The 23,161-nt window shown below is 74.3% G+C and carries 11 protein-coding genes; 4 read left to right on the top strand and 7 right to left on the bottom strand.

Going from position 1 to position 23,161, the window contains the following annotated elements:
* Positions 1 to 20: 20 nt before the first annotated feature.
* Positions 21 to 7,283, bottom strand: a complete 7,263-nt coding sequence (locus ACFIF2_RS04785; RefSeq protein WP_395571208.1) for an amino acid adenylation domain-containing protein — start codon at positions 7,281 to 7,283, stop codon at positions 21 to 23.
* Between the two features lie 140 nt (positions 7,284 to 7,423).
* On the opposite strand from ACFIF2_RS04785, the gene ACFIF2_RS04780 reads away from it, so the two are divergent.
* Positions 7,424 to 9,733, top strand: a complete 2,310-nt coding sequence (locus ACFIF2_RS04780; RefSeq protein WP_395571207.1) for a M20/M25/M40 family metallo-hydrolase — start codon at positions 7,424 to 7,426, stop codon at positions 9,731 to 9,733.
* A 10-nt stretch (positions 9,734 to 9,743) separates the two neighbouring features.
* Entirely contained in the window at positions 9,744 to 10,475 is a 732-nt protein-coding gene (locus tag ACFIF2_RS04775) for a sulfotransferase family protein (RefSeq protein WP_395571206.1), read from the top strand.
* A gap of 7 nt (positions 10,476 to 10,482) precedes the next feature.
* Here ACFIF2_RS04775 and ACFIF2_RS04770 read toward each other — a convergent pair whose 3' ends face one another.
* Positions 10,483 to 12,048 carry an amino acid adenylation domain-containing protein gene (locus ACFIF2_RS04770; RefSeq protein ID WP_395571205.1) on the bottom strand — a complete coding sequence of 522 codons (1,566 nt, stop codon included), beginning with the start codon at positions 12,046 to 12,048 and terminating at the stop codon, positions 10,483 to 10,485.
* A gap of 127 nt (positions 12,049 to 12,175) precedes the next feature.
* On the opposite strand from ACFIF2_RS04770, the gene gntD reads away from it, so the two are divergent.
* Together gntD and ACFIF2_RS04760 are read left to right on the top strand one after the other, a co-directional pair.
* Entirely contained in the window at positions 12,176 to 13,285 is a 1,110-nt protein-coding gene (gene gntD / locus ACFIF2_RS04765; protein ID WP_395571204.1) for a guanitoxin biosynthesis L-enduracididine beta-hydroxylase GntD, read from the top strand.
* 97 nt (positions 13,286 to 13,382) lie between these two features.
* On the top strand, positions 13,383 to 14,624 hold the full coding sequence (locus ACFIF2_RS04760; protein ID WP_395571203.1) for an MFS transporter: 1,242 nt from the start codon (positions 13,383 to 13,385) through the stop codon (positions 14,622 to 14,624).
* A 19-nt stretch (positions 14,625 to 14,643) separates the two neighbouring features.
* Here ACFIF2_RS04760 and ACFIF2_RS04755 read toward each other — a convergent pair whose 3' ends face one another.
* Genes ACFIF2_RS04755 through ACFIF2_RS04735 form a run of 5 tightly spaced genes read right to left on the bottom strand, consistent with a single transcriptional unit; the run spans position 14,644 to position 23,160 of the window.
* Entirely contained in the window at positions 14,644 to 16,257 is a 1,614-nt protein-coding gene (locus ACFIF2_RS04755; protein ID WP_395571202.1) for a condensation domain-containing protein, read from the bottom strand.
* Between the two features lie 44 nt (positions 16,258 to 16,301).
* Positions 16,302 to 17,636 carry a M20/M25/M40 family metallo-hydrolase gene (locus ACFIF2_RS04750; protein ID WP_395571201.1) on the bottom strand — a complete coding sequence of 445 codons (1,335 nt, stop codon included), beginning with the start codon at positions 17,634 to 17,636 and terminating at the stop codon, positions 16,302 to 16,304.
* Positions 17,637 to 17,639: 3 nt separating this feature from the next.
* Positions 17,640 to 18,728 carry an acyl-CoA dehydrogenase family protein gene (locus ACFIF2_RS04745; RefSeq protein WP_395571200.1) on the bottom strand — a complete coding sequence of 363 codons (1,089 nt, stop codon included), beginning with the start codon at positions 18,726 to 18,728 and terminating at the stop codon, positions 17,640 to 17,642.
* Positions 18,725 to 19,888: an acyl-CoA dehydrogenase family protein gene (locus ACFIF2_RS04740; protein ID WP_395571199.1), complete on the bottom strand. Its 1,164-nt coding sequence runs from the start codon at positions 19,886 to 19,888 to the stop codon at positions 18,725 to 18,727. Before ACFIF2_RS04740 ends, ACFIF2_RS04745 begins: the two co-directional genes overlap by 4 nt.
* Entirely contained in the window at positions 19,885 to 23,160 is a 3,276-nt protein-coding gene (locus ACFIF2_RS04735) for an amino acid adenylation domain-containing protein (protein ID WP_395571198.1), read from the bottom strand. Before ACFIF2_RS04735 ends, ACFIF2_RS04740 begins: the two co-directional genes overlap by 4 nt.
* Position 23,161 lies beyond the last annotated feature (1 nt).

Below are 23,161 nucleotides of genomic sequence, written 5' to 3'. Positions count from 1 at the left end.
GTGAATGGGGAAGGCGGCCGTCATGACGCGAAGCGGGCGGCGAGCACCGGGCCGATCGTGGCCGCCGCCGACGGGCCGGTCAGCGCCCCGTGGGCGGCGTCCACCGGGTGGACGTCGATCCTGCCGGTCACGTACGGCCGCCACTGTGCGGCGTCGGGCGCGCCGGGGAGGCGGTCGGCCGTGGCGGCGAAGAAGAGCAGGTCGCCGTCGAAGACCTTGGGGGTGAAGTGCCGTTGGACGTCGATGTGGTCGGCGAAGACCCTGGCCATGGCCCGCAGGCCCGACTCACCGAACCGCGCGAGGAGTTCGCCGTCGGCCGAGCGGTGGCCCAGTGACTCGGCGACGGCGGTCAGGAGCTGCGGGTGGCCGTGGGAGAGGGGCCCGGGGTCGTCGGTGAAGGCGAAGCTGTCCAGCAGGGTGAGCCCGGCGACATGCTCCCCCTCCTCCTGGAGCAGGGTGGCGAGGGCGTGGGCGACGAGACCGCCGAAGGACCAGCCGAGCAGGTGGTACGGCCCCTCGGGCTGCACCCGGCGGATCTCCGCGAGGTAGTCCGCCGCCAGTTCGGCCGTGCTCGCCGGCGTGTGGTCCGGGTCCGCGAGCCCACGGGCCTGCAGCCCGTAGACGGGGCGGTCGGCCGGCAGGTGGGGCAGCAGTCCGCGGTAGCCCCAGCTCACCCCGGCCGCGGGGTGGACGCAGAACAACGGTGCTCCCGTGCCGCCCTCCCGCAGCGGCAGCAGGACCGGGAAGTCCGTGCCGCCGCCGGCCGACCGTTCCAGCAGACCGGCCGGGGTGGGCGCCTCGAACAGGTCGCGGATGGTCAGGCGCAGGCCGAGTTCCGCGCGGGCGCGCCCGACGAGGCGGGCCGCCAGCAGGGAATGCCCGCCGAGGGCGAAGAAGTCGTCGTCGACGCCGGCCTCGCCGCAGCCGAGGACGTCGGCGTACAGCGCGCACAGGCCGCGCTCGGCGGGGGTGTCCGCGCGGCGGCCGCGCGAGGTGTGAGCGGGGGCGGGCAGCGCCTTCCGGTCGATCTTCCGGTTGGGGGTGAGGGGCAGCGCGGGCAGGGTCACCAGGGCGGCCGGCACCATGTGGTCCGGCAGTTCCCGGCGCGCGTGGGCCCGCAGCCGCTCCGCGTCGATCTCGGCGCCGGGCGCGGGGACGACGTAGCCCACCAGCCGCTGGAGGCCCGGCCGGTCCTCGCGCAGGACCACCGCGGCCTCCGCGACGCTCCCGTGGCGGCCGAGGACGGCCTCGATCTCGCCCGGCTCGATACGGAAGCCGCGGAGCTTGACCTGCTGGTCGGCCCGGCCGGCGTAGCGCAGTTCCCCGTCCGGGGTCCAGCGGGCCAGGTCGCCGGTGTCGTACATCCGGGAGCCGGCGGGACCGAAGGGGTCGGGACGGAACCGCTCCGCGGTGAGGGCGGGCCGGCCGAGGTAGCCGCGGGCCACTCCGTCCCCCGCGACGAAGAGGCGTCCGGTCACCCCCACGGGTACCGGGCGCAGGGCCGCGTCGAGCACGTACACGCGGGTGTTGGCGATCGGACGGCCGATGGAGGGGGCCCGCTCGCCTCCGGTGACCGCCGCGAGCGTGGACCACACCGTCGTCTCGGTGGGGCCGTAGCAGTTGACGACCCTCCCGGCGGTCCGGACGAGCCGGGCGGCGAGGTCGGCGGGGAGGGCCTCGCCGCCGACCAGCACGGTCAGCCCGCGCAGCGCGTCGGGGTCGGCGGACGTCATCGCCCGGTAGAGGGACGGCGTGGCCTGGGTGATCGTGGCGCCGGCGGACCTGACGAGGCCGCACAGGGCCGCCGGGTCCCGCACGGTGTCCGCCGGGGCGACGACCAGGGTGGCACCGGTCAGCAGCGGCAGGTACATCTCCACCGCCGCGATGTCGAAGGCGAGGGTCGTCACGGCCACCAGGACGTCCCGCGGACCGATCCGGGTCGCGTCCCCCATGGCGAGCAGCAGGTTGAGCAGGGCGCCGTGGGAGACCATCACACCCTTGGGCCGTCCGGTGGACCCCGAGGTGAAGATCACGTACGCGGTGCGTTCCGGGTGCCGGGCCGCGGGGCGTTCCGCGTCCGTCACGTCGTTCGCCGGCGCGGCGGCGGCCTGCCGCTCCGCCTCGTCGAAGCGGAGCGCCGGTACGCCCGGGGGCAGCAGGTGCTCGTGGGCCGCCGTGGTCAGGACGAGGGCCGGCGCGGCGTCGTCCAGCATCTGGCGGATGCGCCCGGCGGGGTATCCGGTGTCCAGCGGGATATAGGCGGCGCCCGCCTTCAGCACCGCCAGCAGGGCGACCGGCAGGTCGGTGCCGCGCGGCAGCAGCAGCGCGATCATCGGCTCGGGCCCGGTGACCGCGGGCAGGAGGGTGCGGGCCAGCCGGTTGGCGCGGTGGTTCAGCTCCTCGTAGGTGAGCGAGGTGCCGTCGCCCCGGACGGCCGTGGCCGCGGGGGCCCGCGCGGCCCGCTCCTCGAACAGGTCGGTCAGCCACCGGGTGCGCGGACGCTCGACGGCCGTGTCGTTCCAGCACACCACCTGGGTGTGGTGCTCCTCGGGGCCGAGGAGGTCGACGGAGCCGATGGGCCGCTCGGGGTCGGCGGCCACCGCGTGCAGGAACCGCACCAGGCGTACGGTCAGCGCCTCGACGCTCTCCCGGTCGAAGAGGTCGGTCGCGAAGTCCACCACGCCGGTGATGCCGTCCGGCGCGCCCGTGGCGTTCCGGCGTTCGGACACGGAGAACGTGAGGTCGAACTTGGTGAAGCGGGTGCCGACGGGTTCGGCGTCGACCCGCAGGCCCGGCAGCGCGAACTCGGGTTCCTCGTTGTTGTGCAGCATCAGGCTCACCTGGAACAGCGGGTGGCGGCCCAGTGACCGGGCCGGCCGGAGCACTTCCACGAGCTGTTCGAAGGGCACGTCCTGATGGGCGTAGGCCGCGAGGTCGGTCTCGCGCACACGTGCCAGCAGTTCGGCGAAGCCCGGGTCGCCCGAGGTGTCGGTGCGCAGCACCAGGGTGTTGAGGAAGAAGCCGACCAGGTCGTCGAGGGCCTCGTCGGTCCGTCCGGCGACCGGGGTGCCCAGGGGGATGTCGTCGCCCGCTCCCATCCGGGTCAGCAGGGCCGCCACGGCCGCCTGCAGCACCATGAACAGGGTGACGTCGTGCGCCCGCGCCACGTCGAGGAGGCGGGCGTGGAGTCCGGCGTCGATGTCGAGGCCGACGAGCATGCCGCGGTGACCGGCGACCGCGGGACGCGGCCGGTCGGCGGGCAGGTTCAGTTCGTCGGGCAGGCCGGCGAGCTGCCGCCGCCAGTAGGCGAGTTGGCGCGCGGCCGTCGACGCGTCCGCCGTCTCTCGCTCCGCTTCCGGGTCCGGATCCGCTTCCGGGTCCGGGTCCGGGTCCGTGGGCGCCGCGGGGTCGTGGGCGGGGCCCATCAGGTCGCGCTGCCACAGCGTGTAGTCCGCGTACTGCACGGGCAACGGTGCCTGGTCCGGGGCCCGGCCGTCGAGGCGGGCGGTGTAGGCGGCCGTAAGGTCGCGGGCCAGGGGGACGGCCGACCACGCGTCCCCCGCGACGTGGTGGAGCACGAGGAACAGGACGTGTTCGTCCTCGGCGAGCCGGTACAGGCGCGCCCGCAGGGGCAGGTCCACGGTGAGGTCGAAGCCCTCGGCGGCGGCCTCCTCCAGCAGGGCGGGCAGGGCGGCGGCGGTCGTCTCGTGGACCCGCAGATCCGGTGCGCCCGCGCGGGCGTCGAGGATCCGCTGACAGGGCTCGCCGTCGGCCTGGGGCAGGATCGTACGCAGGATCTCGTGCCGGGACGTCAGGTCGGCGAGGGCGGCGCGCAGCGCGCCGTGGTCGAGCGCGCCGGTCAGGCGCAGCGCTGTCGGCATGTTGTAGGCGCCGCCGGCCGGGTCGAGCTGGTTGAGCACCCACAGGCGGCGCTGCCCGTAGGAGAGGGGGACGCGCGCGGGACGTTCCCGCGCGACCAGCGGTGCCCTGGCGCCCGCGGCGGCGTCGATCCGGACGAGCAGCCCCGCCGCCGTGGGCGCGTCGAACAGGGCGCCCACCGGAAGTTCCGCCCCGAACACCGAACGGACCTTGCTGACGAGCCGGGTGGCCAGCAGCGAGTGCCCGCCGAGGGCGAAGAAGTCGTCGTCCAGGCCGACGGCGGGCAGTCCGAGCAGGTCCGCGAAGAGGGTGCAGAGCATCCGCTCCCGCTCGGTCCGCGGCGGGCGGGAGTCGGGGGCCCGGGCGAACTCCGGGGCGGGCAGGGCCTGATGGTCCAGTTTGTCGTTGGCCGTCAGGGGCAGTGCCGCGAGTTCGACGTACGCGGCGGGGTGCATGTGGGCCGGCAGGAGCCGCGCGGCGTGCGCGCGCAGGTCGTCCGGTGTGAGGCCGGCGTCCGGGCGGGGCACGACGTACGCGACCAGCCGCTCGCCGCCGGGGCCGGCCGCGGTGTGCGTGGTGACCACGGCCTGTGCGACGCCGGGGTGTTCGGCCAGCGCGTTCTCGATCTCGCCGAGTTCGATGCGGAAGCCGCGGAGCTTGACCTGCCCGTCGTCGCGGCCCAGGAACTCCAGGTGTCCGGCGTCGTTCCAGCGTGCCCGGTCACCGGTGCGGTACATGCGCGCGCCGGCGCCGCCCCAGGGGTCCGGCGGGAACCGGTCGGCGGTCATCCCGGGCCGGCCGAGGTAGCCGCGGGCCACCCCGGCGCCGGCGAGGCACAGTTCGCCCGGTACGCCGACCGGGGCGGGGTGCAGACGCGCGTCGAGCACGTAGGCCCGTACGTTGTCCACGGGTGCGCCGATCACCGGGTGCGCGGAGTCGGCGAAGGGGCCGACGGTGGCGAGGACGGTGGCCTCGGTGGGCCCGTAGACGTTGTAGGCGCGCAGGCCCGGCGTGGTGCGCAGCCGTTGCCACATCCACTCGCTGACCCGCTCCCCGCCGAACGAGAACACCGCGGGCCGGTGGCCGGCGTCGTCCAGCACGCCGGCGCCGATCAGCTGCTCGGCGAAGGAGGGGGTGCAGGTCAGGGCGTCGATGCGCCGGTCGGTCATCAGCCGGGCCGTGGCCGCGGGGTCGCGGCGGGTCTCGTCGTCCAGCAGGTGCAGGGGGTGGCCGGCGACCAGCCACAGCAGGCCGTCCCACGAACCGTCGAAGGAGAGCGCGAGCACGTGCGCGGACCGCAGCGGGCGGCCGAGCGCCTCCTCGGCCGGGTCGAAGACGTGGCGGCGCTGGCTGTCCAGGAGGTTGACCAGGTTCCGGTGCTCGACGATCACGCCCTTGGGCCTGCCGCTGGAGCCCGAGGTGTACAGGACGTAGGCGGGGTGGGCCGGGTCGAGCGGGGCGGTGCGGTCGGCGTCGGTGGGGTCGGTGGCGGGCCGGCCGGCGAGGTCACCGACGGTGTCCTCGTCGTCCAGGACGAGGCGTGCGCCGGCGTGGCCCTCGGGGAGCAGGTGGGCGTCGGCGGTGGTGGTGAGGACGAGCACCGGGTCGGTGTCGGCCAGCATGAAGGCGGTCCGCTCGGCGGGGTGGTCGGGGTCCACCGGCATGTAGGCGCCGCCGGACTTGAGCACGGCGAGGATGCTCACCAGCTGGTGGTCGCCGCGCCGCATGGCGAGGGCGACGCGGCGGTCGGGTCCGGCGCCGCGGGCGATGAGGAGGTGGGCGAGGCGGTTGGCGCGGGCGTCGAGCGCGGCGAAGGACAGGTCCAGGTCGCCGAAGCGCAGGGCGGGTCCGTCGCCCCGCTCGGCGACCGTCTCCCGGAAGGCGTCGCAGACGGTGCGGGCCCGGGTCGGCCGGGCGGTCGCGTTCCAGCCCGCCACGACCTGCTCGCGTTCGGCGGGCGCCATGACGTCCAGCTCGCTGAGCGGCGTGTCGGGCCGGGCGACGGCGGACCGCAGGACGTGCTGGTAGTGGTCGAGGAACCGGGTCATGCGGGAGCGGTCGAAGAGTTCGGCGGAGTACTCCATGCCCAGGTGCAGGCCGCCGCCGGGCGGTTCGGAGAAGCCGAGTGCCATGTCGAAGCGGGAGGTGCCCAGCTCGACGGGGAGTTCCTCGACGAGCACGTCGCCGAGCCGGGCTCCGCTGCGGTCGGTGTCCGCCTGGAAGAGGGCGAACTGGAAGAGCGGGTTGCGCGTCGGGTCCCGGCGGACGTCCAGGTTCTCGACGAGCTGGTCGAAGGGCAGGGCCTGGTGCGAGTGCGCGCCGAGGACCACGTCGTCGGCGCGGGCCAGCAGGGTCCGGAAGGAGGGGTCGCCGGAGGTGTCGGTGCGCAGCACCACCGTGTTGGCGAAGTAGCCGATCAGCGGTTCGATCTCGGGCCGGCCGCGTCCGGTGAAGACCGACCCGAGGGCGATGTCGTGCTGTCCGGTGTAGCGGGACAGCAGGGCGGCGAGGCCCGCCACCATCACCGGCAGCAGCCGCACCCCGCTGCGCTCGGCGAGTCGGGCCAGGCCCCGCCGCAGTTCCTCCGGGTAGCGGGCGGTGAGGTGCCCGCCGGTCCAGGTGCGGTCCGCCGGGCGTGGCCGGTCGGCCGGGAAGTCGAGGACGGCCAGCCCGGCGAGGGTGGTCCGCCAGTAGTCGAGGTCGGCGTCCGCGGCCTCGCCGGCGAGGCGTTCGCGCTGCCACACGGCGTAGTCGGCGCACTGCACCGGCAGTGGTGCGAGTCCCGGTTCGCGTCCGGCCCGGACCGCCTCGTAACACTCGGCGAGTTCGCTCATCAGCAGGGGCACCGACCAGGAGTCGAGCACGATGTGGTGCATCGAGAGGACGAACACGTGCTCGTCGTCGGTGAAGCGGGCCAGCAGGCCGCGCACGAGGGGGCCCCGGGCGAGGTCGAAGGGGCGGGCGCCGGCGTCGGCGGCCACCCGCAGGGCGCGGGTACGGCGCTCGTCCTCGGGGCAGGGCCCCAGTTCGGCGTACTCCAGGGCCAGCGGCCCGGGCGGGTCGATCACCTGCCGCGGGCCGTCCTCGGTCCCCACGTACCGGGTGCGCAGCACCTCGTGGCGTGCCGCCACCCTGTCGAGGGCGTCCGCCAGGGCCCGGCGGTCGAGCGGTCCGCGCAGGCGCATGGCGAGGGGTGTGTTGTAGAGCGGCAGGCCCGGCGCGAGCTGGTCGAGGAACCACATGCGCGACTGGGCGTACGACAGGGGCAGCGGGCGGTCCCGGCCGGCGGGCGGGATCGTGTCCTCGGCACGCCGCCGGACCCGCTCGGTGCGCATGGTCTCGAGCAGGCGCTCCCGTTGTGCGGGACTGAGCCGGGCAAGCCTGTCCCGAAGGTCCTCGCGCATGAAGCTCCTTCCCACCACGGCCGACAGTGCGCCGTCCTCAGGGTGCGGAGCGCGCCGGGGCACCCGGCAGTCGGGCAAATGACGGACAGCCGGGGGCCCGGCCGCCGGAGGCAGGATGACCGGGACACCTGGGAGGGACCTTGTCTCCGTTCACGCGCCTCGCGCCCGCCCGGCTCGGCATGCTGCTGACGGTACTCGGGTCCGTCGTCGTCGCGGCGCTGGCCCTGCTGCCGTTGCGCGGTCCGGACCCGGCCGGTGCCGACGCGCCGGCCGACCGGTTCTCCGCGGGGCGCGCCCAGCCGCACGTCGACCGGGTGGCGGCCGAGCCGCGGCCGATGGGCTCGGCCGCGAACGCCGAGGTCCGGGAGTACCTGGCCGAGCGGTTGCGGGCGCTCGGCCTGCGCACCGAGGTGGAACGGGCGACCGCGGCGGACAGCTTTCCGGACCACGCCTCCGTCGTCGGCCGGGCCGTGAACGTCCGCGCCACGCTCCCGGGCACCGGGGGCGAGGGGCGGGTCCTGATCGTCGCGCACTACGACTCGGTCTTCACCGGGCCGGGCGCGACCGACGACGGCATGGGCGTGGCGGCGCTGCTGGAGACGGCCCGCGCGCTGACCTCCTCCCCCGCGCCCCGCAACACCGTGGAGTTCCTCCTCACCGACGGCGAGGAGCCCGGGTCCCTCGGCGCCAAGGCCTTCACAGACTCCGCGGCAGCGGGCGATCCGCGCCGCACGGTGATCCTGAACCTGGAGGCGCGCGGCACCACGGGGCCGGTGGTGATGTTCGAGACCGGTGACGACAACGCGGCGTTCGTGCGGTCGCTCCGGGACGACACGCCGTTCGTCACCTCGGTGTCCGACGAGATCTACCAACTGCTGCCCAATGACACCGACTTGACGGTCTTCGAGAAGGCCGGTTTCACGGGGATGAACTTCGCGGTGGTCGGCGGCAGCGCCCGCTACGACACCGAGCTGGACGACCTGTCGGCGCAGCGCCGCGAGACGCTCCAGGACATGGGGTCCACGGTGCTGGCGGCGGCCCGGGACCTGGCCGGCCGGGACATCTCCCCGTCCGGCGCCGGTTCCAGCACGTATTTCACGGTGTTCGGGCTGCTGGTGAGCTACCCGCAGTGGCTGGGCACGGTCCTCGCCGCGCTCGCCGTGGTGACCGTCGCGGTGGTGCTCGTACGGGCCCGGCGGCGCCGGGTGCTGCGGCCGCGCGGGCTCGCCCTGGCCGCCGGGACGCTGCCCCTGCCGCTGGCCGGCGCCGCCCTCGCCGGTTTTCTGGGCTGGACGGCGCTGGTGGCGTTCCGGCCGCACTACGCGGCGTTCACGTTCGGTGATCCGTACCGCCCTGGGCCCTCGGTCGCCGGTCTGGTGGTGCTGACCGTCGCCGCGTGCCTGTGCTGGCTGCTGTGGACGCGCCGGCGCACCGACGCCTTCGCGGTGAGCGCCGCGGTGCTGTGCTGGTTCGCGGCCCTGGCCCTGCTGACGGCCGTCGTGCTGCCCGGCGCCTCGTACCTGTTCCTCTGGCCGGCTCTCGCCGGTGCGGCGGGGCTCGCCATCGCGACCGGGGTGGGTGAGGAGTCGTTCTGGCGGCTGCCGTCGCTCGCTGCCGCGGCGGTCCCGGCGCTGGTGCTGTTCGTGCCGCTCACGGCGGTCCTCTTCCCCACCGTCGGCCTCGCCTTCGGTTCCGCCGCCCTCGTGGTGGTGGCGCTGCTGCTCCTGCCGCTGCTGCCCGCTCTGGCGCCGCTCCCCCGGCGCCGGGCGGTGCCGGTGACGGTGACCGCGCTGGCGCTGGCGGGCGCGGCCCTGGTGGGTGCCGGCGGCGCGCGGGACGGTGTGGACCGCGACCACCCGGCCCAGGTGGGGCTCTTCTACGTCCAGGACGCGGACGCGGGGACCGCCACCTGGTACAGCGCCGCCGACTCCGGCATGCCCTGGGTGGACCGTCACACGCGGGGCGCGAGGTCCTCCGCCGAGCGGGAGGTCCCGGCACTGATCAGTCCCGGCGGCTACCGCCGGGGGCCGGCCGAGGGAGGCCGTGCGCCCGTGCCCGAGGCCGAGGTGACCGGGCGGCGCGGCCTGGGCGGCGGGGTGCGCGAGGTGCGGCTGCGGCTCACCTCGGACACGGCGGCGACCGCGCTGTCGCTGTACGCCGACACCCGCCGGACGCGGCTGCTGGACGTCACGGTGGAGGGCAGGCGCCTGCCGGGCGGGCAGAACCGGCCGACCTCGGCCCCGTGGAAGTGGGGCTGCCACCTGGTGGCGCCGGCGGGCGGCTACGACGTGGTGCTGCGGCTGCGCGGTGACGCGCCGATGCCCGTGCGCCTGCTGGCCTACGCCGCCGACGTGCCGTCCGCGGCGCTGGCCTCGCCCCGCCCCGACACGATCGTCTGGACGGCCTCCGGGTTCGGCCAGAGCATCGGTATCCGCACCGTCGACCTCTGAGGGAGCCGTCGTGAACGACCGCCAGGACACCTCCCGCGTCATCGCCCTGTGGAGCGCCCCCCGGGCACGGTCCACCGCGTTCTTCCGTTCCGTCCTGGAGCGCGGCGACCTGACCGCGCTGCACGAACCGTTCTGCAACATCGCCGACTTCGGTGAGACCACCGTCGACGGGAGAACCGTACGCACCGGGCGCGAGCTCATCGACGCGGTGCGCGCCCTGTCCGCACGGCGGCCGGTGTTCTTCAAGGACACCACCGACCATCGCTGCCCCGAGGTCCTCGCGGACGACCGCTTCCTCGGCGAGGCCCGGCACACCTTCCTGATCCGGCATCCCGACGAGATCGTCGCGTCGTACTACGCGCTGCGGCCGGAGATGACAGCCGAGGACATCGGGCTGGAGCAGATGTACGAGCTGTACGAGGCGGTCGCCGCCACCGGGCAGCGTCCCGTGGTCCTCGACTCCGAGGACCTGGTGCGCAGGCCGGCCGAGACGATGGCCGCCTACTGCGAGGCGGTGGGCCTGCCGCCCCGGCCCGAGGCGCTGAACTGGGAACCCGGCAACCGGGAGGAGTGGCGGCGCACCGACCGCTGGCACACCGGCGTCAGCAACAGCTCGGGGTTCCGCGCCCGGCCGACCGAGTACGCGGTCACGGTCCGCACCAGCGCCGCGCTCGCGGCCTTCAGCGCCCGGCACGAGCCGTTCTACCGGGCGCTGTTCGACAGGCGGCTGACCGTGGCGTGAGGGGGCGTCAGCTCGGGTCGGCCACGAGGGAGCGCAGCCGGGCCCGGTCGACCTTGCCGTTCGCGGTCAGCGGCACGGCGTCCAGCACGACGATCCGGGCGGGGATCAGGTAGGAGGGCAGCAGCGGGCGCAGGTGGCCCCGGACCTCCTCGATGCCGGGCGCCGTGCCTGCCCCCTCGACGGGCACCAGGAAGGCGACGAGCGTCCGGTCGCCGCCGTCACCGGCCAGGTCGACGACGGCGGCGGCGACGCGCGGGTGGCTCTCCAGCGCGGCCTCGACCTCGCCGGGTTCGACCCGGTGGCCGTTCACCTTGAGTTGTGTGTCGATCCGGTCGAGGAATTCCAGGTTGCCGTCCGGCCGCCGCCGCACCAGGTCGCCCGTGCGGTAGAGCCGGGCGCCCGGCGGGCCGTAGGGGTCGGGCACGAACCGCTCCGCGGTGAGCGCGGGGCGTCCGTGGTAGCCGCGGGCCACCCCGACGCCGCCCATGTGCAGTTCGCCCGGCACCCCCGCGGGAACCTCCCGGCCGGCGTCGTCCACCACGTACGCCCGGAGGTTGGCGATGGGCGCGCCGATCGGCGGCCTGGTCTCGCGCAGGCCGGGCGGGCACAGGTAGTCGGTCGACGTGACGGTGACCTCGGTGGGCCCGTAGGTGTTGCGGACCTGCCGGTGCGGCGCCTGGAAGCGGTCGGCCAGTTCGCCGGGGAGCGCCTCCCCGCCGATGTGGGCCATGCGCAGGCCGGGGAACTCGGCGGGGTCGAGGAGGCGGGCCACGGCGGGCGGGATGTCCATCACGGTGACCCGCTCGTCACGGATCAGCGCGGTCAGCGCCCGCGGGTCGAGCAGCGTCAGCCGGGACCCCTGGACCAGGGTGATCCCGTTGCACAGCGCGGCGAAGAAGTCGAAGACGCTGACGTCGAAGCAGGGGTTGGCGAACTGCAGGACGCGGTCCGGCGGCTCGAGGCGGTAGGCGTGCCGGCAGTACTCGGTCATGTTGACGACCGAGCGGTGCTCGACGAGCGTGCCCTTGGGGGCGCCGGTCGAACCGGAGGTGTACAGCAGGTAGGCCAGGTTGTCCGGGGAGACCGGGTAGCCGGGGGACTCCCCGGGCTGGGCCGCCACCGCGGCTGCCACGGCGGGGTCGTCGAGACAGACCGGCAGCACGTCCTCGGGCAGCCGGCCGGCCGCCTCGCTCGTGGTCACGACGACCTCGCACCCGGCGTCCCCGGTCAGGTAGGCGAGGCGGCCCGCCGGATGCCGCGGGTCGAGCGGGAGGTAGGCGGCACCCGCCTTGAGGATGCCCAGGAGGGTCACCGGGAGTTCGAGGCCGCGGTCCAGCAGGACGCCCACGACCGTCTCCCGGCCGATGCCGAGGCGGTGCAGGTGCCGGGCGAGGCGGTTGGCGCGCCGGTCCAGTTCCCGGTAGCCGAGTTCCCGGCCCTCGAAGCGGCAGGCCGCGGCGCCGGGCCGGAGGCCGGCCCACCGCTCGAAGACCTGGTGCAGGCAGAGCCCGGCCGTGTCCTCGTCGGCGTGGATGACGTGGTCCACCGTCTCGTCCCCCTGTGCTGTCGACACTGCCGGCCTCTCGACCCTGTCAGAACCGGGCGACTCCACGTCGTAGGGATTCCTCCTGACTGTGTCCGTCCCGACGGGTCGCACATTCTCGGTACGAACGCCGTTGCCCGAGGGAGCAGCACGACCCGTGGCCAAGGAGGAAAGCGTGGGCGGGACCCGTACACAGGACTTCGAGGCCGCACTGAGCCTGCGGGAGGGCATGCCCTGCCTGCGACTCGGCCCGGAGGAGGCCGAGGAGCTGCGCGCGCTCGCCACGGACTTCGTCAAGGAGTTCGGCGCCGTCCGCGCCGCCGACCTGGAGCAGTTGCTGGCCGAGATCGCCGTGCACGCCCACCGCGCGCCTCAGCGGCTGCGCAACGTGCTGAACGGCTTCCGGCTGACCGGCCGTCCCAACGGCGGCCTGGTGCTGTCCGGTCTGCCGGTGGACGAGCCGGCCGTCGGCGCCACGCCGCGCGACTACACCGACGAGCCGGCCGGCGACGAGGTGACCACGGCGACGGCCCTGCTGCTGATGATCGGTTCCCTGCTCGGGGACCCGTTCTCCTACCTCTCGCAGCAGCGCGGCAAGCTGGTGCTCGACGTGTTCCCCATCGAGGGGCACGAGGGCGAACAGCTCGGGTCCAGCTCCACCACCCTGCTCGAGTGGCACAACGAGGACGCCTTCCACCCGCACCGGGCGGACTGGATCATGCTGCTGTGCCTGCGCAACCCGGACGCCGTGCCGACCATGTTCGCCTCGGCCCGGGACCTGGAGCTGGACGAGGAGCACCGCAAGGTCCTGTTCGAGGACCGGTTCGTGATCCTGCCCGACGAGTCGCACACCGCCCAGTTCAACGCCGCGACCACCGGGATCGAGAGCGACGACGGATCGGCGGCCGCCTTCGAACGCATCCGCCGGATGAACCACGAGCCGGAGCGGATCTCGATCCTGGGCGGCGACCCGGAGATGCCCTACGTGCGCATCGACCCGGCGTTCATGCGGCGCGACCTGGGCGACACCCTCGCCGAACGAGCCCTGCAGGGCGTCATCGACGCCTTCGAGGCCCGGATGCGGGACGTCGCGCTGGCCACCGGTGAGCTGCTGATCATCGACAACAAGCGGGCGGTGCACGGGCGGCGCTCGTTCCGGGCCCGCTACGACGGCACGGACCGCTGGCTGCGGCGCATCAACGTGACCGCTGACCTCCGCGGTTCGGCGGGCCGCCGGTTCGGCACCCATGGGCGCGCCCTGGTCTGACCACCGTCCGCCCACGTCCCCGGGAGTCCCCTTTGAGGTCCCGCCACCGCCCCGTCACGGCCGACATCGGTCCCGCCTCCCCGCCGGTGCGGGCGTCATGACGCAGACCGCGCCGGCGCGGGGCGGTCTCGTGAAGCAGCGGGACTTCCGCCTGTTCTGGACCGGCGACGTGGTGTCCCAGCTGGGCTCCGAGATGACGCTGTTCGCCCTCCCCCTGGTGATGGTGAGCACGCTGGACGCCTCCGCCACCCAGATCGGGCTGCTGGAGGCGCTGTACACCCTGCCCTTCTTCCTCCTGCCGCTGTTCGTCGGCGTGTGGCAGGAGCGCCGGGCGCGCCGGCCGGTGATGATCGCCACTGACCTCACCCGGTGCGTGCTCGTCGTGACCGTCCCGGTGGCCGCCGTCCTCGACGTGCTGTCCCTGACGCACGTCTACGTGGTCGCCGTGCTGGTCGGCGGACTCAGCGTGGTCTACGACATCGCCGCCCGCTCCTACCTGCCGCGCCTTGTGGCGCCCGAGCATCTGGGCTCGGCCAACAGCAAACTGACCGCGGACCAGGCGGTGAGCGCGACGATGGGCCCGGGTGGCGGCGGCTGGCTGGCCGGGGCCTTCGGGCCGGCCAGCGTGCTGTTCCTCGACGCCGTGAGCTATCTGGTCTCCGCGGTCGCGCTGATGACCGTCCGCCACCGGGAGAAGACCGAACCGCCGCCCGCCGAACGGGATCTGCGCCGCGAACTCACCGACGGACTGCGGTCGGTGTTCGGCAACCCCCCGGTGCGCGCCATCGCCGTCCACGCGGCCGTCTACAACGCCGGCGGATCGCTGGTCAACGTGGCCTTCCTGGTGTACTTCGTGCGCGATCTGGACATGGGTACGTTCGCCTACGGGCTGGTCACGGTGATCGGCGGCGTCGGGGCGATCTGCGGCGCCGTCGGCGCGCCCTACCTGTTCGAGCGCATCGGGTACGGGCCCGGGCTGCTGGTCTCCCTGGGCTTCTCCACCAACGCCTACTTCCTGCTGCCGCTGTACTCGTCCTCGGACACGGCCGTCTTCTGGTCGGCCGCCGTCGGGCTCTTCCTCGGCTACGCGGGCTCGGCCGCGGGCAGCGTCATCGCCGTGACGGTGCGCCAGAAGGTCACCCCGCCCGAGATGCACGCGCGGATGAACGCCACCTACCGGCTGATGAACTTCGGCACGATCCCGATCGGCGCGGCCCTCGCCGGGGTCCTGGTGGACGGCGCCGGGGCCCGTACGACGCTGTGGCTCGCGCCGGTCGTCCTGCTGGCGTCGGTGATCCCGGTCGCCAACCGCACCGTCTGGCGGCTGCGGCGGCTGTGAGGCCGCCGCGGCCGCGGGGTCAGACGGTGGCCGCCAGCTCCCTGATGGTGTGCTCCCCGAGCACCTTCTCCACGGGCAGCTCGACGCCGAGCTCCCGGGCCCGCATCACCACGCGTACCGCTCTGAGCGAGTTGCCGCCGGCCGCGTAGAACTCGTCGTCGACGCCGACGGTCTCCAGGCCGAGGATCTCGGCCCACAGCCGGCTCAGCAGCACCTCGGTGCGGGTGCTGGGCCGGCTTCCCGCCGCGCCGCGCACCGGCTCGTGAACCTCGTCCGGCTCCTCGGCCCCGCTTGCCGCGGGGGCCCGGCCGGTGAGCGGGCAGGGCAGCGCGGACAGCGCCGCGCCGGGGTTCGCCGCCGCGCCGCGCAGCACGGCGGTGACGGAACGGGCCAGCAGGTCCGCGGTCTCCTGCTCGAACAGGTCCGCCCGCAGCACGACGGATCCGGTGAGCGCGTCGTCCGTCCCCTCCAGGTCGACGGTGATCTCGAAGTGGGCGCGTTCCTGGAGCAGCGGAACCGGTTCGATCCGCAGCCCGGCCGCCTCCATGGCCCGGGGCAGCCACGTGTTGTTCACGGCCAGCATGGTCTGCGCGAGCGGGGTACGGCCCGGGCGCCGCTGCGGCTTGAGGGTCTCCACCAGCAGCTCGAAGGGGACCTCCGCGTGCCGGTAGGCGCCCAGGCAGCGTTCCCGCACCTGGCCGAGCAGGCCGAGGAAGTCCGGGTCGCCCGACAGGTCCAGGCGGACGGGGAGGGTGTTGACGAAGAAGCCGACCAGCGGCTCCAGTTCGCTCTGGGTGCGGCCGGCGAAGGGCAGTCCGACGACCACGTCGCTCTGCCCGGTCCAGCGGGCGAGGACGGTGGCGTAGGCGGCGAGGAGCACCATGAAGGGGGTGACGTCACCGTCCGTGGCGACGGCCCGGAGCTGGCGGATCATGAGGGCGGGCGGCGCGAGGGGCGCGTGGACGGTCCCGTGGTCCGGCTCGGGTCCCGGACTGCGGTCGACGGGCAGCCGCAGCGGCGTGCAGTCCGCCAGCTGCTCCTTCCAGTAGTCCGTCTGGTCCGCGAGTTCCCCCTCGTCCCAGCGCTGCTTCTGCCAGGCCGCGAAGTCGGCGTACTGCACTTCCAATTCGGGCAGCACGTCGAGCCCTTCCCCGCGGGCGGCGCGGGGGTAGAGCGTCGTCAGTTCACGCAGCAGGACGCCCAGCGACCAGCCGTCGGCGACCGCGTGGTGCACCACCAGGGCGAACAGGTGCTCCTCAGGCGCCACCCGCAGCAGCCGGCAGCGCAGCAGCGGACCCCGGGCCAGGTCGAAGAGGGCCTCGGCGAGGCGCCGGGCCTCGGCGAGCGCGGCGTCGGGACCGCCGTCCACGTCCTCGGCGATGAGCCGCACCGTCTCCGGTGCGCGGACCACCTGGACGACCTCCGCGCCCTCCAGTTCCAGCACCGTGCGCAGCACCTCGTGCCGGCGCAGTACCTCGGTCATCGCGGCGGCCAGGGCGTCCGGGTCGAGCCGTCCGCGCAGGCGCAGGCCCACGGCCTCGTTGTAGAGCGGTGTGTCCGGCTGGATCTGCTCCAGCAGCCACAGCCGTTGCTGGCCGTAGGAGGCGGGCAGGACGAAAAGGTCTTCGGTCATCTTGGCTCCCGCGGGGTGAGGGTGGCCTGGGCGGCCGGCGCCGGCTACCGGTGGTCGCGCAGCAGCGCGGTCATGCACTGGGTGCCGAACTCCAGCGCCTCGACGGGGATCCGTTCGTCGGCGCGGTGCAGCAGCGTGCGGTACGGGCTGCCCGCCGGCACCTTCAGGGGCAGCCAGCCGTAGCAGCGGATGCCGAGCTGGGCGAAGAACCCGGCGTCGGTCGAGGCCGGTGACATCATGGGCAGCGGCGCGGCGTCCGGGTCGGCCTTGCGGGTGATGTCGGCCAGCGTCTCGTAGAAGCCGCCGAACTCGGGCTCCGCGATGCGGCTCTGGTCCACCGGGAACCCTTCCACCAGCAGTTCCAGCGGCACGTCGGGGCCGATCAGGGCGCGCAGTTCGCCGAGGAACTCCTCCCTGGAGTGGTCGCCGGGCAGGATGCGGCCGTCCAGGTCGACGGTGACCTCGCCGGGCACCACGTTGATCTTGTCGCCGGCCCGCACGACCGTCGGGCTCACGGTGTTGCGCAGCAGCGAGTCGATCTGCAGCGACTGGTCCTCGGGGAGCCCGGCCGGGGGCGCGTCGTTCGCGTCGTCCCGGACCGCGAGCAGCCGTCCGGCGAGCGGCTCGGGCAGGTGTCCGGCCAGTTCGGTCAGCATGCGCTCGGCGGCGGGCTCGCGGTGCCGCGGCAGCCGTACGCCGCTCAGCGCGGTCAGCAGGTGTCCGAGGCGGCCCATCGCGGTGTGCGCCGGTGCCTGCCGGGAGGCGTGGCCGCCGGGCCCGGTGAGCGTGGCCCGCAACCAGCAGGCGCGTTTCTCGGCGACGACGATGGGGTGGAAGCGCCGGCCGCCGAGTTCGATGCCCGCGCCGCCCTCCTCCCCCACCGCGTAGCGGATGCCGGTGAACAGCTCCGGGTGCTCCCGGGTCAGCCAGCGGGCCCCGGCGATGCTGCCGTGCTCCTCGTCGGCGACCACCGCGAGGACGACGTCCCCGGCCGGCCGCTGCCCCGCCTCGTGCAGGCGGGCCAGCGACGACAGCATCATCGCGATGCCGCCCTTCATGTCGACGGAGCCGCGGCCCCACACCTCGCCGTCGACCAGCCGGGCCTCGAAGGGCGGGTGGCGCCAGTCCTGTCCGGTGACCGGCACCACGTCGCTGTGGCCGTGCAGCAGCAGCGGCGGTGCCACCCCGCGCCCGGGGAACCGGACGATCAGGTTCGCGCGGTCGGCGCTCGGGCCGAGGACGGTGACGTCCAGGTCGTCGCGGTGGGCGAGCCGTTCGGTCAGGTACCGGACGCAGGCCACCTCGTTGCCGGGCGGGTTGGTGGTGTCGATGCGGATGAGGTCCCGCAGCAGCGGCACCGGGTTCGCGAGGGAGTCCATGGGTCACTCCGGGTTCGGGGCGTACGCCGCGGCGAGCAGCCGGGCCGCTTCCAGGCGCAGCCGGGTGGGGCTGCCGAGCCGTACGGAGTCGACGGCGGCACATCGGTAGAACACGGACACGTCCTGTTCCTCGGTGAGTCCGGCGGCGCCGTGCAGGTGCACCGCCTCCGCCGTGGTCTCGCGGGCCAGGTCGGCGGCGAGGAACAGCGCCTGGGCCGCGGTCTGGCGGATCTCCGCGCCGGCGTCCGCCTCGGCGGCCACCGCGCGCACCAGGCTGTCGACGGCCGTGGCGCGGGCGGCCAGTGCCGCGAGCCGGAAGGCGGGGGCCTGCTGCTTGGCCAGCGGCCGGTCGAAGGCGGAGCGCGTCCGCAGCCGCTCGACGGTGAGTTCGAGCGCGCCCCTGGTCAGGCCCGTCAGGTGGGCGGCCTGCTGGAGCCGTCCGCGGGCCAGGGCGGCCTCGTAGGGCGGCCCCGGCGGGAGCAGTCCGCCGGGGACGGCCGCCGCGCCGTCGAGGTCGACGCGGTAGAGGTCGCCGCGGCCGATGTCGTCCTGGCGGTGGTGGCGTACGCCGGGCGCGCCGGACGCCACGAGCGCGTGTCCCCCCTCACCGACGACCAGCAGGTGGTCCACGTCGGCGGCGAAGGCGACGAGGCGCCGGACGCCCGTGACCAGGCCGCGTGCCGGGTCGACCGCCAGGGGCACGGGCGTGCCGGGTTCGTCGGCCGCCCGCTCCCGCACGGCGAGGGCGCAGGTGAGGGCGCCGGACGCGATCGACGTGAGGAGGGCGTCGTGACGGCCGTCGGCGGCCAGCACATCGGCCGTGATCATGGTGTCCAGGTACGGGCTGCCGTAGAGCGCGAGGCCCATGAGCGCGGCCGTGCTCACCCGGCGTGCCATGGCGTCCGGCGGTCCGCCGAGCCGGGGCGGCAACGCGGGCAGCAGGCCGTCCAGTTCGGCGAGGGTGGACCACACGCCGCGGCGGACCTCGGTGTCCTCCTCGTCCGGCGGCACGGGGCCCGCGCCCTTGGCACGGGCGCCGAGGCGGCGCAGTACCGGGTTGAGTTCCTCGTTGAAGAGTTCGGCGACGTTCACAGCAGACCCAGTCCGTTGGTCGCGATGAGGTAGAGCATGATCTCGGAGGTGCCGGACGCCAGCCGGTGCGCGGGTCCGAGGCGGTAGTTGGCCTCCAGCAGGCCCGCGTCGGGTGCCTCGCCGTCCCAGGCGGACAGCACACCGCCGGCGCCCTCGATCTCCATGCCGACGTCCAGTACGGGGCGGATCTGCTCGCTCGCGTACCACTTCGACATGGCCGAGGTGACCGGGTCGGGGCGGTCGGCGGCGAGGTTGCGGACGGTGTCCCAGGCGAGGCAGCGGGCGGCCCGCAGTCTGGCGTCGAGTTCGACCAGGCGCAGGCAGTAGGCGGGGTCGGTGAGCCGGCCGGTCTCGGCGGCCCGGCGGACGACGAGGTCGAGGAGGCGCCGTGCCTTGCCGTGGAAGTCGATGCCCGTGCGTTCGAGCTGGAGGAGTTCGTCGAGCTGCCACCAGCCCTCGTCGACGGTGCCGACGACGTCGGCGGCGGTGAGCCGCACCCCGTCGATCACCACCAGGTTGAACCGGTCGTTCTGGATGCTGGGCACCGGTTCGATGTGCACCCCGGGCGACTTCACGGGGAGCAGGAAGAGGGTGATGCCGTGCATGCCGACCGCGCCCTCGCTGGTGCGGGCGGCGACGAGGGAGAAGTCGGCGAACTGGGTCTTCATGTTGAAGACCTTGGTGCCGTACAGCCGCCAGCCGTCTCCGTCCGGCTCGGCCCGGGTGCGCAGGGCCGCCAGGTCGGAGCCCGCCTCGGGCTCGGTGAACAGCACGGAGGCGGTCCGTTCGCCCCGGGCGAGGGCGGGCAGGTGGCGGCGCCGCTGCTCCTCGCTGCCCGCCTTGAGCAGGAACATGCCGACGATGTCGATGCTCAGGACGTGGACGTCGTCGGGCACACCGGCGAGCGTCATCTCCTCGGTGACCACGGCCGCCTCGGTGACGCCGAGTCCGAGACCGCCGTAGGCGACGGGCCAGTTCGGGGCGAGCCAGCCGCGTTCGCCGAGCATGCGGTAGAGGTCCAGCCGGGCGGGCTCCTCGTCGGGGCGGTGGCTCGCGACGGCGGCGAGGGTGCGCCGGGCCTCGGGGCCGCGCAGGAAACGGCGCACCTCCTCGCGGAAGGTGTCCCGGTCCAGGGCGGCGGACAGCGCGGTGCTCGTCACGGAGTCTCCTCCAACTGGGCGAGTACGGCGGACAGTTCGTCGTCGGACGCGTCGTCCAGTTCGCTGGACTCGACCAGTTCGGCGAGGTCGGCGAGGGTGGAGCGGACGAACAGCTCCCGCAGCTCGATCTCGACGCCGAACGCCGCACGGATCCGGGAGGCGAGCTGGGTCACCTTGAGCGAGTTGCCGCCGACCGCGAAGAAGCTGTCGTGCACGTCGAACTCCAGCTTCTCCCCCAGCAGTTCGCGCCAGATGTCGGCGAGCATCCGCTCGGTCCGGTTGCGGGGCGGCACCGCCGTGCGCACGGCGGACGTGCCGGGCTCGGGCAGACGCCTGCGGTCCAGCTTCCCGCTGCTCGCGCGGGGCAGTTCCGCCAGCTCCACGAAGACGGCGGGGACCAGGTGGGAGGGCAGCCGGCCGGACAGGTGGCGACGCAGTTCCTCGGTCGTGATCTGCGCTCCGGCGGTGGCCGTCACGTAACACACCAGCCGGGCGTCGGCGCCGCTGCCCGACACGGTCACCACGGCCTCGTCGACGCAGGCGTGGCTCTGCACGGCGTGCTCCACCTCGCCCGGTTCGACGCGCAGGCCCCGGATCTTGATCTGGTCGTCGGCGCGTCCGAGGAAGACGAGGTTGCCGTCGGCGCGCCGGGTCACGAGGTCCCCGGTGCGGTACAGCCTGCTCCCGGGGGCGCCGAAGGGGTCGGGCACGAAGCGCTCGGCGGTCAGGGCGGGCTGGTGGGCGTAGCCGCGGGCGACGCCGGCGCCGCCGATGAGGAGTTCTCCGGGGATGCCGTCCGGCACCGGGTTGCCGTACCGGTCCAGGACGTGGGCCGTGTAGTTCGCCATCGGGGTGCCGATGGGCGGCATGGCGGTGTAGGTGCCGTCGGGGCAGAGGTAGTCGACGCAGGCCACGGTGGCCTCGGTGGGTCCGTACCCGTTGTGGAACGCGCGTCCGGGGGTGTTCCAGCGGTTGACGAGTTCGCCCGGGAACGCCTCGAGTCCCACGAACAGGGCGCGCAGGTCGGGGAAGGTGTCCGCGTCGAGCAGTCCGAGGACGGCGGGCGGCAGGTCGGTGACCGTGACCTTCTCCGTGCGCATCAGCTCGCCGAGCAGCGCCGGGTCCAGCAGGGTCGTGGTGGGCGCCTGCACGAGCCGGGCTCCGGAGCACAGACCGCTGAAGAAGTCGAACAGGCTGACGTCGTAGGCGGGATTGGCGAACTGCAGTACCCGGTCGCCGGGGCCCAGACCGAACATGTCGATGCTCGCCCTGGTGAAGTTCACGATGGCGCGGTGCTGGACCTGGACGCCCTTGGGCCTGCCGGTGGAGCCGGAGGTGAAGATCACGTAGGCCAGGTTGTCCGGGTGCGTCTCGACGCGCGGCCGCTCGGCGGGGAGTTCGGCCAGGGCGGGGTCGTCCACGCGGACGGCGGTGACGCCGGCCGGCAGGAGGGCGGCCCGTTCCGTGGTCGTGACGACGGTGGTGCAGCGCGCCTCGGTCAGGACGCTCTCCCAGCGGGCGGCCGGGTGGTCGGGGTCGAGCGGGAGGTAGGCGCCGCCGGCCTTCTGGACGCCGAGGAAGGCCGCGGGCAGCTCCGGGCCCCGTTCGAGCAGGACGGCGACGACCGTCTCGGGGCGGGTCCCGGCCGCGCGCAGCGCCCGGGCCAGCCGGTTGGCGTCGTGGTCGAGTGCGAGGTAGGTCCGGTGGCGGCCCTCGAAGGAGGTGGCGACGGCGTCGGGCCACCGGTCCACGACCGACTCGAACAGGTGGTGCAGGCAGCCGTCCGGTGCGGGAGCGGCGCCGGGGAGGGCGGCGGTCAGCCGTGCGCGCTCCGGCTCGGTGAGCATCGGCAGCCGGCTCAGCGTCAGGCCGGGATCGGCGGCCACCGCGGTGAGGATCCGTTCGTAGTGCCCGAAGAGCCGCTCCACGCGGTCGGCGTCGTAGAGGTCGGTGGAGTACTCCGCCCACAGGCGCAGACCCTCCGGGACCTCGGTGAGCTGGACGGCGAGGTCGAACCGCGCGGTCTCGCCCTCGACGGGGTGCGCGGCGATCTCGACGCCGGCGATGCCGGCGGACTCCACGCCCGCGTGCTGGAGCGTGAAGGACGTCTGGAACAGCGGGTTGCGGCTCGGGTCGCGCTCGGGGCGCAGCTCGTCGACGAGCAGGCCGAACGGCAGCTCCTGGTGGAAGTGGGCCCCGAGGACCGTGTCGTTGACCCGCGCGAGGAGGGCGCGGAAGGTCGGATCGCCGGCCGTGGAGCAGCGCAGCACCACCGTGTTGGCGAAGAAGCCCACCAGCGGCTCGATCTCCGGGCGCTCACGGCCCGAGAACACCGATCCGAGCACGATGTCGTCCTGGCCCGTGTACCGGTCGCACAGGGCCATGAAGGCGGACAGCACCACCGTGAGGAGGGTGACCCGCTCGGCGCGGGCGAGCCGGTTGAGGCCGGCGCCCAGCTCCGGGGGCAGCAGCCGGTCGACGGTGGCGCCGGCGCCGCTGGGCACGGGAGGGCGCGGCCGGTCCGTCGGCAGGTCGAGGGCGGGCAGGCCGGCGAGCCGGTCCTTCCAGTACACCAGGTGCTCGTCGAGCGTGGCCCCGGTCATCCGGCCGCGCTGCCAGACGGCGTAGTCCGCGTACTGCACGGGCAGTTCGGGCAGCGGCGCCGGGGTGCCGGAGCGCTCCGCCTCGTAGAGGGCGAACAGCTCGCCGACGACGACGGGCAGGGACCATCCGTCGCTGGCGATGTGGTGCAGGGCCAGGACGAGGACGTGGACGCGCTCCCCGGTGCGCACGAGGTGGGCGCGGAGCACCGGGCCCTTCTCCAGGTCGAACGGCTCCTGGACCAGGCCGAGCAGGAGATCCGTGACCTCCTGCTCGGTGGCGCCGACGAGGTTCGTCCGCCCGAACGGCACGGGGGTGCCGGGTGCCGCGATGTCCTGGTAGGGCACGCCGTCGCGCAGGGGGTAGCGGGTGCGCAGGATCTCGTGCCGGTCGGCCAGCGCGTTCAGAGCCCTGCCCAGGGCCCGGTCGTCGAGGTCGGCCCGGAGCGTGAGGACGATCGGGGCGTTGTAGACGGCCTTGCCGGGGTCCAGCCGGTCGAGGAACCAGAGCCGCTGCTGGGTGAAGGACAGGGGCAGTTCACGGTCGCGGGGCACCGGGACCACGCGCTCGCCGGTGCCCCGGACCCCCGCACGCTGGCGGGCGCGCAGGGCGAGCAGGTTCTTGCGGGTCTCCGCGAGGCTCCTGCCGCCGTTGTCGGCCGGATCGGGCATG

It is taken from the genome of Streptomyces sp. BK79 (assembly GCF_044142145.1).
Lineage (GTDB): Bacteria > Actinomycetota > Actinomycetes > Streptomycetales > Streptomycetaceae > Streptomyces.
The sequence above is the reverse complement of the archived record's forward strand: the minus strand, read 5'-3'. Positions and strand labels throughout refer to the sequence as shown.